The sequence below is a fragment of the Enterobacter wuhouensis genome (assembly GCF_004331265.1).
Taxonomy (GTDB): domain Bacteria; phylum Pseudomonadota; class Gammaproteobacteria; order Enterobacterales; family Enterobacteriaceae; genus Enterobacter; species Enterobacter wuhouensis.
This window is the reverse complement of sequence record NZ_SJOO01000009.1, coordinates 62,364-77,664: the sequence shown is the minus strand read 5'-3', so window position 1 is coordinate 77,664 and position 15,301 is coordinate 62,364. Positions and strand designations below refer to the sequence as shown.

The following is a 15,301-nucleotide window of genomic DNA, read 5'->3' as shown; positions in this document are numbered from 1 at the left end:
GCCTTTCTCCCACTCCCTGTGGGAGAGGGCCGGGGTGAGGGCATCAGGCCGCACAAAACCTAAACGCCGTACCCCATCATCTTCAATAATTGCTGCGCGTGCAGCACGGCATCCTGACGGTGCGCCACGCCCAGCTTCTGATACAGATTGCGGATATGCGTTTTGATGGTGGTCGCCGCCACCGCCAGTTCGCCGGCAATCTGCTCGTTGCTATAGCCTGAATAGATCAGCCCCAGCACCTGCCATTCACGCTGGGTGAGCGGGCTGGTGCGGATAAGCTCCGGCACTTCCGGATGGTTCAGCAGACGTTCCACGAAGTTCTCATCGAAATGCGCAAATTTGTGGCGATGATGCTGGTTAATCTCGCGCAGAATGCGCTGGGCGCGATGCTGATCCAGCTCCGGCAGCGTGTTGAGCTGAATAAGCTGGCGCAGCTGCTGCGCCATCACTTCGCCTTCAATCACAAAGTGGCTGATAAACCCGGTGCGGTTGGCGAGCTGGAGCGCTTCCAGCAGCACGCGCTGGGCGTCGTTTTTGCGCCCCGCCTGCCAGTAAAGCTGGTTGAGCAGCAGCAGGTTGCGGTTCAGATCGCTCATCAGGCGCAGGCTGCGGGCGTTTTCGTTCAACTCCTCCAGCACGATCTCGGCAGGTTCGAAGTCACCCAGCAGGATCTGCACGCGGGCAATATTGCGCCACTGGCTCTGCAGGAAGTGGTTATTGGCAAATTCCGGTTTTGGCGTCTGGCGCAGCCAGTTGGCGGCGGATTTTTTGTCGCCGGTCATTTGCCAGTAAATCACCCGGACCTTGTCGGCGTTCGATACCCAGTCGCTGTGATACTGGCCGTTGCCGAGCAGGTTTTCCAGGCGGTTTAGGTGGTTGCGGGCATTATCCAGATCCCCGCGCGCCAGCGAGCACTGCACCAGCAGCGCCAGACACTGCAGCTGCTGCTGCGGCTGGAAGCTGGAAAGGACGTCCACACCCTGACGCGCGCAGCTTTCTGCTTCGTCCAGGCGCGACCACGCCCACAGCAGCTGGGCGCGAATACGCAACAGAAACTCGTGCATCGGCAGCTGTTCCAGATGCTGTTCACGAATCAGCTGGAACGCTTTTTCCTGATTCTCCCAGGCGGCCTGCAGGAAGCCCTGCGCGAATAAAATCTCGCTCTGCTGGATCAGGCTCCACAGCGCGTAGTGCCAGACATCGTGACGACGGGCCATCTGTTCGGTTTGCTGCATTAATGAAAGCGAACGGGTGAGATCGCCTTTGCAGTGCAGCACTTCACCGTGCACCGAGGTCGCCACAATGCGGCTGTAGAAGTTGGCCAGCGGAAGCTCATCCAGCGCGACCATGGCAAGGCGCTCTGCCTCGTCCGGGTCGCCATCGTTAATCGCCACCTGCGCGCGCAGGGCGTTAAACTCGCCGTGCAGGGTGACATCCATTTCGCTTTCCATCTCCTGCTCGGCGCGCGCCAGCAGGGTATTCACTTCGCTGTAGCGATGCTGGCTCTGCATCAGCCAGGCCTGCAGCAGCACCAGGCGCGGGTTCTCCAGCAGGCTCTCCCACGGCAGGGCTTTTAATGACTCTTCCAGCAGGGACAGTTCGCTGTGGTTAAACAGCCCCCACGCATGGTTGAGGAGGATATCGCGCAGCATGCCGGCATCACCGGCGGCCAGCGCGTGGTGGATAGCCTCGCTCGGGAAACCTTGCGCCATCCAGCTTTCGGCGGCGGCGCGGTGGATTTCCGGCAGTTCGACGGCCAGCTCCCACTGACAGCGCTGGCGCAGGAAGCTGCCAAACAGCGGGTGATAGCTAAACCACTCCCCCGGATCGTCCATGCGGGTCAGGAAAAGGCCCTGACGTTCAATCTCTTCGAGCTGTAGCTGACCGTTTTCACAGCCCGTCACGCGCACGATGAGCGCATCGTTCATGGAACGCAGCAGGGAACTTTTCAGCAGAAAATTGCGGGTAGAAGTATCGACGCTGTCCAGTACCTCATCCACCAGATAATCTGACAGGTGGCTGGCGTTAATGCCCGCCAGGCGGCGCGCGGACTGGTGCGTTGGGCTATTGTTCTGACGCGCGGAAAGAGCGATAAGCTGCAGGGCGGTGGCCCATCCCGCAACGTCATCGCAGAGGCGGCTGCTTTCGGCGGCCTCAATCGGCGAGGTCAGGCGGCAGTCGAAGAACTGTTTGGCCTCCTGATGCGTAAAGGCGAGCTGTTGGCTGCCCACTTCCAGCAGCTGATCGCGCACGCGCAGGTTGGCAATGCCCAGCTGCGGCAGGTTGCGCGACAGGACGACCAGCGTCAGGTTTTCCGGCTGATGGCGCAGGAAGAAGCGCATCGACTCGTGGATCGCCGGGTTGGTGATTAGATGATAATCATCAATGACGACGTACAGCGGGCGATGCCATTCCGCCAGCTCAATAAAAATCTGCGAGAAAAGGGAGGACAGGCTGGCGTACTGGCGCTTCTGCACCATCACCTCACTGGCGGCACAGTGTCCGTTAGTCGCCTGCTGAATAGCAGCAACCAGGTAGCTGGCAAAACGCTCTTGCTGGTTATCGCCCTCGTCGAGGGAGTACCAGCCAAGATCGCTTTTACCTGCGGCCCATTGCGAAATGAGCGTTGTTTTTCCATAACCTGCAGGACTCGTTACCAGCGCCAGTCGGAAATTATGCGCGCCGGAAAGTTTAGCCAACAGACGCTCGCGGACCACCGTATGGTCAAGACGAACCGGGCGACTTAATTTGGACGGAATCAACATAGTTTTCACTTCACTGTGGGGAACGAGAGAATTTATTTTTTTTGCGCTTCGTAATTAATAGATATAAGGTCGGCCAATAAGGGAACTATTGCAAGTTATGTCGGGCTTTTGTGGCTCTGAATTTGCACTCTGTCACAAAACATTCCCGTACGGGGTGGAACTTTTTAAAAATGGCTCACACACCGCGTGGATGCTGGTTTGTATGCATTTAGTGCGGTTACGCTGAAACTGGTTTCAGAAAGTTATAGTGACGTCAAAGTTAATAAAGTTTGGGTAAGGTTATGCGGGATTAATAGCCTTCCAGGGTAATCCTCAGTTGCAGAAATATTATTCTACGTAAGTAATCATTTCAGCGTGGATTAATTTCCTGCGAAACCGCATTTCATTTTTTTGACACTCTTCCAGGATAACTTTTCCTCCGCAGTGCACACTCACAGAGTGGCCTCGATCACACTTTTATGCTCATCCCCGCTACTCCTCCCTGTCTAATCCCCCACGGGAGGAGGAAGAGGCGAAATGAGCCAGGCACACTAGCGCTAACTTGTGTTCTCTTTCTAAAGGATGCCGATCCCCTATGTCACAGCCTACCTTCAACAAAGCTCAATTCCAGGCTGCCCTGACGCGTCAGTGGCAGCGTTTTGGCCTTCACGCCGCCAGCGAGATGACGCCTCACCAGTGGTGGCAGGCCGTGAGCGGCGCGATCGCAGAGCAGCTGGACGCTCAGCCGGTGGCGAAGCCGGTTAAAAGCCAGCGTCACGTGAACTACATTTCGATGGAATTCCTGATTGGCCGTCTGACCGGCAACAACCTGCTGAACCTCGGCTGGTATCAGGACGTCGGTGACGTCCTCAAAGAACACGACATTAACCTGACCGACCTGCTGGAAGAAGAGACTGACCCGGCGCTGGGCAACGGTGGTCTGGGACGCCTGGCGGCCTGCTTCCTGGATTCTATGGCTACCGTCGGCCAGTCGGCTATTGGCTACGGCCTGAACTATCAGTACGGCCTGTTCCGCCAGTCGTTCGCCGACGGGCATCAGATGGAAGCGCCGGACGACTGGCACCGCAATACCTACCCGTGGTTCCGCCACAACGCGCAGCTGGACGTGCAGGTGGGTATTGGCGGGAAGGTCACAAAGCAGGGTGTTTGGGAACCGGCGTTTACCATCACCGGTGAAGCCTGGGATCTGCCGGTGCTCGGCTACCGCAACGGCGTGTCGCAGCCTCTGCGCCTGTGGCAGGCGAAGCACGCGCATCCGTTCAACCTGACCAAATTCAACGACGGCGACTTCCTGCGCGCCGAGCAGCAGGGCATCGACGCCGAGAAGCTGACCAAGGTGCTCTACCCGAACGACAACCACCTGGCGGGTAAAAAGCTGCGCCTGATGCAGCAATACTTCCAGTGCGCCTGCTCCGTGGCGGACATTCTGCGTCGCCATCACCTGGCGGGCCGCAAGCTGGCGCAGCTGCCGGACTTCGAAGTGATTCAGCTCAACGACACGCACCCGACCATTGCTATTCCCGAACTGCTGCGCGTGCTGATCGACGAGCATCAGCTGAGCTGGGACGACGCCTGGGCCATCACCAGCCGTACCTTTGCCTACACCAACCACACCCTGATGCCGGAAGCGCTCGAGTGCTGGGATGAGAAGCTGGTGAAAACGCTGCTGCCGCGCCATATGCAGATTATCAATAAAATTAACGACCAGTTTAAAGTGCTGGTGGATAAAACCTGGCCGGGCGACAAAGCCGTGTGGGCGAAGCTAGCGGTTGTGCATGATAAACAGGTGCGCATGGCGAACATGTGCGTAGTCAGCGGCTTCGCGGTGAACGGCGTGGCGGCGCTGCACTCGGATCTGGTGGTGAAAGATCTGTTCCCGGAATACCACCAGCTGTGGCCGACCAAATTCCACAACGTGACCAACGGCATCACGCCGCGCCGCTGGATCAAGCAGTGCAACCCGCTGCTGGCAGGGCTGCTGGACAAGACCCTGAAGAAAGAGTGGGCCAACGACCTGGACCAGCTCATCAACCTGGAAAAACAGGCTGACGACGCGAAGTTCCGCGAGCAGTACCGCGCCATCAAACGGGAGAACAAGGTTCGCCTGGCGGCGTTCGTGAAGGCGCGTACCGGGATTGAGATCAACCCGAACGCGATTTTCGACATCCAGATCAAACGCCTGCACGAGTACAAACGTCAGCACCTGAACCTGCTGCACATTCTGGCGCTGTACAAAGAGATCCGCGAGAACCCGCAGGCCGACCGCGTGCCGCGCGTGTTCCTGTTCGGTGCGAAAGCGGCGCCGGGCTACTACCTGGCGAAAAATATTATCCTCGCCATCAATAAGGTGGCGGCGGCGATCAACAGCGATCCGAAAGTGGGCGACAAGCTGAAGGTGGTGTTCCTGCCGGATTACTGCGTCTCTGCGGCTGAAATGCTGATCCCGGCGGCGGATATCTCCGAGCAGATCTCCACGGCAGGTAAAGAAGCGTCCGGTACTGGCAACATGAAGCTGGCGCTGAACGGCGCGCTGACCGTCGGCACGCTGGACGGTGCAAACGTCGAAATCGCCGAGAAGGTCGGCGAGGAGAACATTTTTATCTTCGGCCATACTGTTGAAGAAGTGAAAGCCATCAAGGCCAAAGGCTACGACCCGGTGAAATGGCGTAAAAAAGACAACGTGCTGGATGCGGTGCTGAAAGAGCTGGAAAGCGGTAAGTACAGCGACGGTGATAAGCATGCGTTTGACCAGATGCTGCACAGCATGGGCAAACAGGGCGGCGATCCGTATCTGGTGATGGCGGACTTCGCGGCCTATGTTGAGGCGCAGAAGCAGGTCGACGTGCTGTACCGCGACCAGGAGGCCTGGACCCGCGCGTGTATTCTGAACACCGCGCGCTGCGGTATGTTCAGCTCTGACCGTTCAATCCGTGATTATCAGTCCCGTATCTGGCAGGCAAAACGCTAAGGAAGCGCGATGGAGAGTAAACGTCTGGACAGTGCCGCGCAGGCGGCGGGAATTAGCCTCAGTTACATCAATGCGCACGGCAAACCGCAGTCTATTGGTGCGGACACCAAAAGACGTTTGCTGGATGCCATGCACAAAACCGACGCGAAAGCGTCGGCTGCACCGGTGCCAAACGTGAAGGTATTCACCGCGGGCAAAAAGATGCCGCTGGCGGTAGAGGGGCGGGGGGATTTTAGCTGGCTGCTCACCACCGAAGAGGGGCATCAGCACAAGGGCCACGCCACCGGCGGCAAGGCGCTTAACCTTCCGGCGAAGCTGCCGGAGGGCTACCACACCTTAACGCTCACCCAGGACGATCGGCGTTTTCACTGCCGGGTGATCGTCGCGCCAAAACGCTGCTACGAGCCGCAGGCGCTGCTTGAAGGCAAAAAGCTGTGGGGCGCCTGCGTGCAGCTCTATACGCTGCGCTCCGACAGCAACTGGGGCATCGGTGATTTTGGCGATCTGAAAAAGATGCTGGCATCCGTGGGCGAGCGCGGCGGCGCGTTTATCGGCCTCAACCCGATCCACGCGCTCTATCCGGCGAATCCGGAAAGCGCAAGTCCGTACAGCCCGTCATCCCGCCGCTGGATGAACGTAATTTATATCGACGTTAACGCGTTAGATGATTTCAAAAACAGCAAAGAGGCGCAGGCGTGGTGGAAACTCCCGACCACGCAGCAGCTTCTGAAGCAGGCGCGCGAGGCGGATTGGGTCGACTATTCCACCGTCACCTCGCTGAAGATGGCCGCGCTGCGTCTGGCGTGGAAAGGCTTTGCGCAGCGCGATGACGAGCAGATGGCGGCCTTCCGACAGTTTGTGACGCAGGAAGGCGAAAGCCTTTACTGGCAGGCGGCGTTCGACGCGCTTCATGCGTATCAGGTAAAAGAGGATGAAATGCGCTGGGGCTGGCCGGTCTGGCCCGAAGCGTATCGGTCCGTCAACACGCCTGAGGTGAAAGCCTTCTGTAAAAAATATGCCGATGAAGTGGACTTCTATCTGTGGCTGCAGTGGCTGGCGTACAGCCAGTTTGCCGCCTGCTGGCAGGTGAGTCAGGGTTATAACATGCCGATCGGCCTGTATCGCGATCTGGCCGTCGGCGTGGCGGAAGGCGGGGCGGAAACCTGGTGTGACCGTGAACTTTACTGCCTCAAGGCCTCCGTGGGTGCGCCACCGGATATCCTTGGCCCGCTGGGGCAGAACTGGGGCCTGCCGCCGATGGACCCGCACGTGATGGCGGCGCGCGCCTACGAGCCGTTTATCGACCTGCTGCGTGCGAACATGCAGAACTGCGGGGCGCTGCGCATTGACCACGTGATGTCCGTGCTGCGCCTGTGGTGGATCCCCTACGGTGAAACGGCGGATCACGGGGCGTACGTGCAGTATCCCGTTGACGATCTGCTGTCGATCCTCGCGCTGGAAAGTAAGCGCCATCAGTGCATGGTGATCGGTGAAGATCTCGGCACCGTACCGGTGGAAATCGTCAGCAAGCTCCGCGACAGCGGCGTCTACTCCTACAAAGTCCTCTATTTTGAAAGCGATCATGAGAAAACCTTCCGCGCGCCGCAGGCGTACCCGGAACAGTCAATGGCAGTCGCGACGACGCATGACCTTCCTGTGCTTAAAGGCTATTGGGAAAGCGGCGACCTGACGCTCGGTAAATCCCTGGGGCTGTATCCTGATGAAGAGGTGCTGCGCGGTCTGTATCAGGATCGCGAGCTGGCGAAGCAGGGCTTGCTGGATGCGCTGCACAAGCATGGCTGTCTGCCGAAGCGCGCCGGGCATAAGGCGTCGCTGATGTCGATGACGCCAACGCTTAACCGTGGCTTACAGCGCTACATCGCCGACAGCAACAGCGCCCTGCTGGGGCTGCAGCCGGAAGACTGGATTGGTATGGCGGAGCCGGTGAACATTCCGGGCACCAGCTATCAGTACAAGAACTGGCGTCGCAAGCTGTCCACAACGCTTGAGAAGATGTTTGCCGATGACGGGGTGAACAGGCTGATTAAGGATTTGGACAAGCGCAGAAGGGCGGTGGGTAAGAAGCGGTAGCTTCACCCTCACCCTCACCCTCTCCCGGAGGGAGAGGGAATCGAATGTAGGCCGGGTAAGCGTCAGCGCCACCCGGCTTTTTTACATCAGACAACCATATTCAACAGCAGCACCCCGACCAGACCGCACACCGAAATAATGGTTTCCAGCGCGGACCAGGACTTGATGGTTTCACCGATCGTCAGGTTGAAGTACTCCTTGAACAGCCAGAAGCCAGGGTCGTTAACGTGGGAGAAAATCACGCTGCCGGAACCGACGGCGATAACCATCAGCTCAGGGCTTACGCCCGTGGTCGCAATCAGCGGGGCAACGATACCGCCTGCGGTGATCGCCGCAACGGTCGCCGAACCCAGCGCAATACGCAGAACCGCAGCAATAGACCAGGCCATCAGGAGCGGCGACACGTTGGTTTCATGCATCATGGCAGCGATGTATTTGTCCACGCCGCTGTCGACCAGAACCTGCTTGAACGCACCGCCACCGCCGATGATCAGGAGCATCATGGCAATGATTTTGATGGAGGAGGTCAGCGTGTCGTTGATCTGATCCATTGAACGGCCGCGGTTCAGACCGAAGGTGAACATTGCGATCAGCACCGCAATCAGCGTTGCCATTACCGGGTCACCCAGGAATTCGGCAACCGCCAGGAACGCATGACCTTTTGGCAGAACCATCTCCGCCACGGCACGCATCGCCATCAGGATCACCGGTACCAGAGAAGTCCAGACGCTGACGCCAAAGCCAGGCATCTCTTCTTCGGTAAAGGTTTTGGCGCTGTACAGACCTTCCGGAATCGGCTTATCGATGCCTTTCAGGAAGCGCGCATAAACCGGGCCCGCCAGAATCACGGTTGGGATTGCCAGAATCGTACCGAACAGCAGGGTTTTACCCATATCCGCGTGGAAGATGGTGGCGATAGCGGTTGGACCCGGGTGCGGCGGCAGGAAGCCGTGGGTCACGGACAGCGCCGCAGCCATTGGCACACCGACATACAGCAGCGGGATATTTGCCGCAGCCGCGATGGTGAACACCAGCGGCAGCATCAGCACGAAGCCCACTTCATAGAACAGCGCGAAACCGACGGTAAAACCGGTTAACACCACGGCCCACTGAATGTGCTGTTTACCGAATTTGGCAATCAGGGTGGTGGCAATACGCTGCGCGCCACCGCAGTCCGCCAGCATTTTGCCGAGCATGGCGCCGAAGCCCATGATCAGCGCCAGGCTGCCGAGCGTACCGCCGACGCCGGCCTTGATGGAGCTAATAACCTTAACCAGCGGCATACCCTGCATCAGACCGACTGCAAGTGCCACCAGAACCAGAGCGATAAACCCGTTCAGCTTGAAGCGGATCATCAAGAGCAGTAATAACACAACACCGATAGCGACGATGACTAATGGCATGATTTACCTGGCCTTTGAATTGTTATGGGTAACGTCATTGTTTCAACGACAAATTCCGGTTGTCCCAACTGGGAACAGAGCGTTAACGGCACTCATACTGATGCCGGCGAAACCATTAAGTTTAGTCGGCTGTTATAAGGGTGTTGAGTGCCCACGAGAATGATACGGGTAACATGCGGTGATTGAGAATCACCCAAGGAGGCAAAATTTGAATTATGAGACGCAGGTCAACATATAGAGGGAGAGGTAAACGCAAAACGGTAACCACGAGGTTACCGTTTTTAATGTTTTCACCCTCTCCCGTGGGAGAGGGCCGGGGTGAGGGCATCAGACCGCACTATTTTTGTAGGCCCGGTAAGCGCAGCGCCACCGGGCGGTACAAACGGGGGACTGAATTAGTAGTAAGAGTGCTCGCCGCGCTGGTGCTCGGTCAGATCGCGCACGCCTTTCAGTTCCGGGAATTCGTTCAGCAGCTGCTTCTCGATCCCTTCTTTCAGGGTCACGTCGACCATGGAGCAACCGTTACAGCCGCCGCCGAACTGCAGGATCGCCAGACCGTCTTCCGTGATTTCCATTAGGGAAACGCGACCGCCGTGGCCCGCCAGCTGTGGGTTGATCTGGGATTGCAGCAGATACTCAACGCGCTCCATCAGCGGGGCATCGTCGGAGACTTTACGCATTTTCGCGTTCGGCGCTTTCAGGGTCAGCTGAGAACCCAGCTGATCGGTGACGAAGTCGATCTCCGCATCGTCAAGATACGGCGCGCTCAGCTCGTCGACGTAAGCGGTGAGCTGTTCAAATTTAAGGGCAGTGTCAGTTGCTTCCACAGCGTCCGGAGGACAATACGAGACACCACATTCTGCATTCGGAGTGCCTGGATTGATCACAAACACGCGGATCTGCGTCCCTTCTTCCTGATTTGCCAGCAGTTTGGCAAAGTGCGCTTGTGCAGAATCGGAAATACGGATCATAGCTTTGGCCTAATAGTTGACTAAATTACCTGGGTATAATCATACGCCCATTGAAGAAGGGCTACAAGGTACGGCACAGACACCATACCTGAACCGACGCCGCGCCGCTTCGCAAAAGCAGTCGGGAAAGTTCAGCCACGGTACTGCCCGTCGTGACGACATCATCCACAATCGCGATATGGAGGCCGTTGACCGGCAATTCAAGGCGAAAGGCGTTTCGCAGGTTTCTTTTGCGCAGCCGGGCGTTCAGCTGATGCTGTATCGCCGTCGCGTGAACGCGCGTCAGGGCTGAGGGCGCATAACGGCAGCCGAGCCAGCGGGCAAGCGGGCGGCAGAGCAGGTCACTCTGGTTAAAGCCGCGCCGCCACTGTCGGCGGTGGTAGAGCGGGACATTCACGATCGTGTCGACGCGGGGCAGGGCGCGGGTCCGTCGGGCCTGCAAAATTGCCAGCAGCAGCAGGCGGGCAAGCGGCTGCGCCAGAACGCACTGGCCGGAAAACTTCAGCCTGAGAATAAGACCGCTTAGCGGCGGAACATAATCATCAACCGCCACCAGCGCACGCCAGGGCGGCGATTTTTTCAGGCAGCGGCCGCAGGGAAGCAGCCGATTGACGGCGGGTAAACCGCACTGCGGACACCGGTTGATACGACATTTCAGCGAGCGCGTGCAGACTGAACAGATCCCCCACGCGCTCAGCGCAAGCGGCATTCGGCATAGCCAGCACAAGCCGGGCACTGTTAGCATGTGTAACCTCCATGTTTTGAAAAGAGAACAGTAACTGATGAAGACGCTGTGGTGGCAGACCGTTGGGACGGGAAATTGTCATCTTGTGCTGCTGCACGGATGGGGACTGAATGCGGAAGTGTGGCATTGCATAAGCGAGGAACTCGCCTCGCATTTTACGCTGCACCTGGTTGATTTACCGGGATTTGGCCGCAGCCACGGCTTTGGCGCACTGTCGCTGGACGAGATGGCGCAGGTGGTGGTAGACGCCGCGCCGAAAAATGCCATCTGGCTCGGCTGGAGCCTGGGCGGGCTGGTGGCAAGCAGGATTGCCCTGGCTTACCCCGAGCGCGTGCAGGCGCTGGTGACGGTGGCCTCGTCGCCGTGTTTCAGCGCCCGGGACGCGTGGCCGGGGATCAAACCTGACGTGCTGGCCGGTTTCCAGCAGCAGCTGAGCGAAGATTTTCAGCGCACGGTAGAACGCTTCCTGGCGCTTCAGACGATGGGCACCGACACCGCCCGCCAGGATGCGCGTACCCTGAAGCAAACGGTGCTTTCCCTGCCGATGCCGGACGTTGAGGTGCTCAACGGTGGCCTTGAAATCCTGAAAACGGCCGATCTGCGTGAGCCGCTGATTTCGCTTCCGATGCCGCACCTGCGTATCTACGGCTATCTCGACGGGCTGGTGCCGCGCAAGGTGGTTCCGCTGCTGGATGCGCTGTGGCCCGAAAGCGAATCCCTGATCGTTGCCAAAGCGGCGCACGCGCCGTTTATCTCTCATCCGGCTGAGTTTTGCTCTGCGCTGTTGGCATTAAGTCAACGTTTAAACTGATTATTTTCCAACCCGCCTGGCAAAAGTGACGCACCGCAACAATACTCAATATATCGTTGCGGTTGTTGAGCAGACGATGATCAAAACAACAATCTAAGGAGAGTCATGGTATGAAACTTGTCACAGGTATTGTTACATCTCTGGTTATTGGGTCACTGTCATTCGGCGCGCTTGCTGCAGAAGAGCTGGCAAAAGATAAAGTCAAAGATATGAATCTGACCAAAGTGGGTGAGATCACAACGTCTGACACCACCGCGCCAATGGACGCGAAGCGCGAGCTGTCCAAGAAGGCGGATGAGCTGGGCGGGAAATACTACGTGATCACCAGCGCAGAGAAATACACCAAAGACGTGCGTGCAACCGCGGACGTGTATAAGTAATACAATAAAGCCGGGCTGCATTGCCCGGCTTTGTTAACGCAGCGCCCACCACTCCCTGAGACAGGCTTTACCTTCCGGACAGCTTTTACAGCTTCCCGCCAGGCATCTGTCGGGCTCTTCCTGAATGCGCACGGCTTTTCCCATCGCTTCCAGTCTTTCCAGCATGGCATCGATCATCGGCTGCGGCGTGTGCAGGCTGAGGCTGAGCTGTTTTGCCTCCATTCGCCCCTGCAGCGCCAGTAAATCCCGAACCTGAATCAACGATGCCATCTGTTTGCCCCTCAGTGACAGTCGCCAGCCGGACTGTCGCAGCAGGTAGTTGGCGTTTTACGCGTTGCCAGCAGGTTGACATCAACGCGGCTGCGCGCCCTGCGCAATAGGCCCATCACAACCACGTTGAACAGGATCACCGCCAGGATGCAGACCAGGCTGTAACGCGGATGCTGGCTAAAGTTAGCGGTCTGGTAAAAGACCGTCGACAGCGAGTAGGCGATGTTCAGCCCCCACAATATGGAGAAGCCCATCCAGCCGCGGCTGGACTCGCGGGCAATTGCCCCCATCACCGAGATGCACGGGATATAGAGCAGAACGAAGATCAGATAGCTGTAGGCCGCGGAGGCGCTGCCGAATTTCTCGCTCATTACGCCCATTGCGCCGGTCGCCATTTCGCCGTCGCCTTTACTGGCTTCGATTGGGTTTGCCAGCACGCTCAGGCTAAAGGTGTCTTTCAGGCTCTGCCAGGTTTCTTCAACGGCGCCCAGCAGTTCGTCGCCGAGGCTAAACTCTGCCGGATTAAAGTCTTGCTCCTGAATGTTCTCGGCGGTGTAGAGCGTGTTCAGCGTCCCGACAACCACCTCTTTCGCCATCGCGCCGGTGAACAGGCCGACGGTTGCCTGCCAGTTATCCTCATGCACGCCAATCGGTTTAAAGATTGGGGTAATCACGCGGCTGACGGAGGCGAGGGCGGAGTCGTTGATGTTGTCCGCCGCCTGGCCGCTGAGGGTGAAGCTGTTCAGGGCGCTCAGGAAGATGCTGACGATAACAATCACCTTACCGGCGCGCAGAACGAAGCCTTTCAGGCGCTGCCAGGTCTGGATCGCCAGGCTCTTCAGGTGCGGAACGTGATACACCGGCAGCTCCATCACGAACGGCGATGCTTCACCGCGCATGATGGTGTGCTTCAGCATTAATCCGGTCAGGATCGCCATCACGATCCCCAGCACGTACAGCGAGAAGACCGCCAGCGCGCCCTGCTGACCAAAGAAGGCCGCCGCAAAGACCGCGAAGATGGCCAGACGCGCGCCGCAGGACATAAACGGCGCCATCATGATGGTCATCAGGCGTTCGCGCGGCGCATCCAGCGTGCGTGCGCCCATCACCGACGGCACGTTACAGCCGAAGCCGACAATCAGCGGCACGAAGGATTTCCCCGGCAGCCCCAGCGCCTGCATCAGGCGGTCCATCACGAACGCCGCGCGCGCCATGTAGCCGGAGTCCTCCAGGAATGAGAGGAACAGATACATCATGCCGATCTGCGGCACCAGCGGAAGCACGGTGTTGATACCGCCGCCGATGCCCTGGGCAAGGAAGATGGTCAGCCATTCCGGGAAATGCAGGGTGTAGCCCAGCCACTGAATGCCGTGCACGAAGATCGCCACGGAACCGGCGTCGAAAACAGGCTGGAGCGCGCCGCCGATGTTAATGGCGAGCAGGAACATCAGGTACATCACCAGTAAAAACACCGGCAGTCCCAGGAAGCGGTTGAGCACAATTTTATCCACGGCGGCGGTAAAGCGGCTTGGCTCTGCCGTCAGGGCGTTGCTGACCACGTCGCAAATCGCGGCGATGGCCTGATAGCGCGCGTCCGCAATGTGCAGCGCGGGGTCGTCAAGCTCGTTGCTCAGGTGCGCCAGCGCAACGTCGAGTTTATCTGCCGCATCGCCCGCGTAGGCGCGGCTGTAGATATCACCTTCCAGCATCTGCAGGCCGAGCCACTGGCGCTGTCTGGCGGGCATGGATTTGTCCATCTCCTGCGCCAGCCTGTCCGCTTCGCGCAGCAGCGGCTGCGCGTAGTGCACCAGCTCAACGTCGGCATTGCCCGCGTGACGATCGATTGCCAGCTTCAGGGCATCAATGCCGCGCGCGCGGGTCGAAACCAGCGGAACCACCGGACAGCCCAGGCGAGCGGAGAGAGCGTCGACGTCGATGCGCAGTTTTTGCTTCTCTGCGATGTCGAGCATGTTGAGCGCCACGATGCAGGGAATACCCAGCTCAAGCAGCTGCAGCGTGAGATAGAGATTACGCTCGAGGTTAGAGGCATCGACCACGTTAATTAATAAATCCGCGTCGCCGCTCAGAATATAGTGGCAGGCAATCTGCTCATCGAGAGAGGTTTGGGATGAAATAGTGGTGAGCGAATAGGTGCCGGGCAGATCGACCAGCGTGACCTGGTTGTCCGTCGTCGTGAACTGGCCTTCTTTACGTTCAACCGTCACGCCTGCCCAGTTACCCACGCGCTGGCGTGCGCCGGTGAGCTGATTAAATAAGGTTGTCTTGCCGGAATTAGGATTGCCAATTAAGCCAATAGTTAATTTTTTCATTGTTTTAGACTCACTGAACCGCTGGCGTGTTATTGAGATAAGGCTTCGACTTCAATTAACGCGAGGTCTTTTTTTCGGAGTACCAGATTAACGCGCCGGGTTTCGATATGGACAGGGTCGCCCAACGGGGCAACGCGCACCACCTGAAAGGATGAGCCGGGCAGCATGCCTAGCGATAACAGCTTCTGCCGATAGGCCGGGCTAATTTCACGGGTAAAACCGGTAATTTTCCATGCACTGTCTGGAGTGAATTGCATAGCGCCTGATTCCACGAGAGGTTAAATAATCTACACTGCGATGATAATGAGAATAGTTTTTATCAGCAATAATAAAACTGTGACGGAATGTTGTTTGCGGTATTAATTTACGGCCAGCTTGACCTTGCTCAATATTTGCCGAATTGCCTGGAAAACGAAAAGGGGAGTATTTGTTAACGGGGTGATAATTGGTGGTTTAAATATGGATATGCAATCGGTTTCATATATTTCGAATAATATTTCCCCTCACCCCGGCCCTCTCCCCAAAGGGGCGAGGGTGTAATCGTCCCCTCTCCCCTTTGGGGAGAGG

11 protein-coding genes are annotated in these 15,301 nt (G+C 57.9%); 4 read left to right on the top strand and 7 right to left on the bottom strand.

Annotation, left to right across the window (positions count from 1 at the left end; all coding sequences use genetic code 11):
* Window positions 1-59: 59 nt before the first annotated feature.
* Complete coding sequence (malT, locus tag E0L20_RS18045; protein WP_131635150.1) at window positions 60-2,765, bottom strand: HTH-type transcriptional regulator MalT; 2,706 nt, start codon at window positions 2,763-2,765, stop codon at window positions 60-62.
* Between the two features lie 574 nt (window positions 2,766-3,339).
* On the opposite strand from malT, the gene malP reads away from it, so the two are divergent.
* Together malP and malQ are read left to right on the top strand one after the other, a co-directional pair.
* The gene (malP, locus tag E0L20_RS18040) at window positions 3,340-5,733 is read left to right on the top strand and encodes a maltodextrin phosphorylase (RefSeq protein WP_131635149.1); all 2,394 of its coding nucleotides are present in this window, start codon (window positions 3,340-3,342) and stop codon (window positions 5,731-5,733) included.
* A 9-nt stretch (window positions 5,734-5,742) separates the two neighbouring features.
* Window positions 5,743-7,824 (top strand): 4-alpha-glucanotransferase, encoded by a 2,082-nt coding sequence (malQ, locus tag E0L20_RS18035; RefSeq protein ID WP_131635148.1) that lies wholly within the window; start codon window positions 5,743-5,745, stop codon window positions 7,822-7,824.
* Between the two features lie 86 nt (window positions 7,825-7,910).
* On the opposite strand, the gene gntT is transcribed toward malQ, so the two are convergent.
* From gntT to gntX, 3 genes are all read right to left on the bottom strand, one after another.
* Window positions 7,911-9,227 carry a gluconate transporter gene (gene gntT / locus E0L20_RS18030; protein ID WP_131635147.1) on the bottom strand — a complete coding sequence of 439 codons (1,317 nt, stop codon included), beginning with the start codon at window positions 9,225-9,227 and terminating at the stop codon, window positions 7,911-7,913.
* 395 nt (window positions 9,228-9,622) lie between these two features.
* Entirely contained in the window at window positions 9,623-10,198 is a 576-nt protein-coding gene (nfuA, locus tag E0L20_RS18025; RefSeq protein ID WP_014072124.1) for a Fe-S biogenesis protein NfuA, read from the bottom strand.
* Window positions 10,199-10,259: 61 nt separating this feature from the next.
* On the bottom strand, window positions 10,260-10,943 hold the full coding sequence (gntX, locus tag E0L20_RS18020) for a DNA utilization protein GntX (RefSeq protein ID WP_131635146.1): 684 nt from the start codon (window positions 10,941-10,943) through the stop codon (window positions 10,260-10,262).
* 37 nt (window positions 10,944-10,980) lie between these two features.
* On the opposite strand from gntX, the gene bioH reads away from it, so the two are divergent.
* Together bioH and E0L20_RS18010 are read left to right on the top strand one after the other, a co-directional pair.
* A complete protein-coding gene (gene bioH, locus E0L20_RS18015) occupies window positions 10,981-11,754 on the top strand; it encodes a pimeloyl-ACP methyl ester esterase BioH (protein WP_131635145.1) in 774 nt (257 codons plus the stop codon).
* A gap of 110 nt (window positions 11,755-11,864) precedes the next feature.
* Window positions 11,865-12,134 (top strand): YdgH/BhsA/McbA family protein, encoded by a 270-nt coding sequence (locus tag E0L20_RS18010; protein ID WP_131635144.1) that lies wholly within the window; start codon window positions 11,865-11,867, stop codon window positions 12,132-12,134.
* Between the two features lie 33 nt (window positions 12,135-12,167).
* On the opposite strand, the gene feoC is transcribed toward E0L20_RS18010, so the two are convergent.
* The 3 genes from feoC to feoA are packed head-to-tail and all read right to left on the bottom strand — an operon-like array spanning window position 12,168 to window position 14,991.
* Entirely contained in the window at window positions 12,168-12,404 is a 237-nt protein-coding gene (feoC, locus tag E0L20_RS18005; protein ID WP_131635143.1) for a [Fe-S]-dependent transcriptional repressor FeoC, read from the bottom strand.
* Window positions 12,405-12,415: 11 nt separating this feature from the next.
* A complete protein-coding gene (gene feoB, locus E0L20_RS18000; RefSeq protein WP_131635142.1) occupies window positions 12,416-14,734 on the bottom strand; it encodes a Fe(2+) transporter permease subunit FeoB in 2,319 nt (772 codons plus the stop codon).
* Window positions 14,735-14,763: 29 nt separating this feature from the next.
* Window positions 14,764-14,991, bottom strand: a complete 228-nt coding sequence (feoA, locus tag E0L20_RS17995; RefSeq protein ID WP_010436417.1) for a ferrous iron transporter A — start codon at window positions 14,989-14,991, stop codon at window positions 14,764-14,766.
* Window positions 14,992-15,301: the final 310 nt, after the last annotated feature.

Coding starts and splice junctions, on each gene's coding strand:
- malT (WP_131635150.1), bottom strand. CDS start 2,765: ATGTTGATTCCGTCCAAATTAAGTCGCCCGGTTCGTCTTGACCATACG.
- malP (WP_131635149.1), top strand. CDS start 3,340: ATGTCACAGCCTACCTTCAACAAAGCTCAATTCCAGGCTGCCCTGACG.
- malQ (WP_131635148.1), top strand. CDS start 5,743: ATGGAGAGTAAACGTCTGGACAGTGCCGCGCAGGCGGCGGGAATTAGC.
- gntT (WP_131635147.1), bottom strand. CDS start 9,227: ATGCCATTAGTCATCGTCGCTATCGGTGTTGTGTTATTACTGCTCTTG.
- nfuA (WP_014072124.1), bottom strand. CDS start 10,198: ATGATCCGTATTTCCGATTCTGCACAAGCGCACTTTGCCAAACTGCTG.
- gntX (WP_131635146.1), bottom strand. CDS start 10,943: ATGCTAACAGTGCCCGGCTTGTGCTGGCTATGCCGAATGCCGCTTGCG.
- bioH (WP_131635145.1), top strand. CDS start 10,981: ATGAAGACGCTGTGGTGGCAGACCGTTGGGACGGGAAATTGTCATCTT.
- E0L20_RS18010 (WP_131635144.1), top strand. CDS start 11,865: ATGAAACTTGTCACAGGTATTGTTACATCTCTGGTTATTGGGTCACTG.
- feoC (WP_131635143.1), bottom strand. CDS start 12,404: ATGGCATCGTTGATTCAGGTTCGGGATTTACTGGCGCTGCAGGGGCGA.
- feoB (WP_131635142.1), bottom strand. CDS start 14,734: ATGAAAAAATTAACTATTGGCTTAATTGGCAATCCTAATTCCGGCAAG.
- feoA (WP_010436417.1), bottom strand. CDS start 14,991: ATGCAATTCACTCCAGACAGTGCATGGAAAATTACCGGTTTTACCCGT.